General features: G+C 45.5%; 1 protein-coding gene. It reads left to right on the top strand.

Going from position 1 to position 527, the window contains the following annotated elements; translation table 11 throughout:
* Positions 1-527 (top strand): RHS domain-containing protein (locus INT04_RS19200; RefSeq protein WP_193017610.1); only part of this gene is annotated, 527 nt, incomplete at both ends.

Below are 527 nucleotides of genomic sequence, written 5' to 3'. Positions count from 1 at the left end.
CAACTTATTGCCTGTTTTAATCCTGAAGGGGAATGTTGGCGTTACACTTACGATGCCTTTGGGCGACGACTAAGCAAAAGCAAGGTAGTCGATAATCGCCCTACTTCACCGCCTAATTCACCCTTTAAAAATAAACGTGTTCAGCGTGTCGATTACCTGTGGTCTGGCGACCAAATGGTGCAAGAAACCCCGATTTATGCGGATGGGACACCCGCTTATGACGCTCAAATTCAGTGGCTCTATCAACCCGGTGAAATCACCCCAACAGCCCGTTATCAACGTGGAAAACTGCATTATGTCGTCACTGACCATCAAGGCACGCCACGAGAAATTTTTAGCGAAAAAGGGATTGTCAGCTGGGCAGGACGGTTAAATACCTGGGGACAAATGGCGTTTTGGCAATCTCATGATGATTATGCCGATAACGACCCAGAATATACTGAATGTCATTTTCGGTTTGCCGGACAATATGAAGATAAAGAAAGTGGCTTGTATTACAATCGCTTTCGCTACTATGATAAGGACAC

Origin of the sequence: Proteus sp. FME41 (genome assembly GCF_014897315.1) — a bacterium.
Lineage (GTDB): Bacteria > Pseudomonadota > Gammaproteobacteria > Enterobacterales > Enterobacteriaceae > Proteus.
The sequence above is the reverse complement of the archived record's forward strand: the minus strand, read 5'-3'. Positions and strand labels throughout refer to the sequence as shown.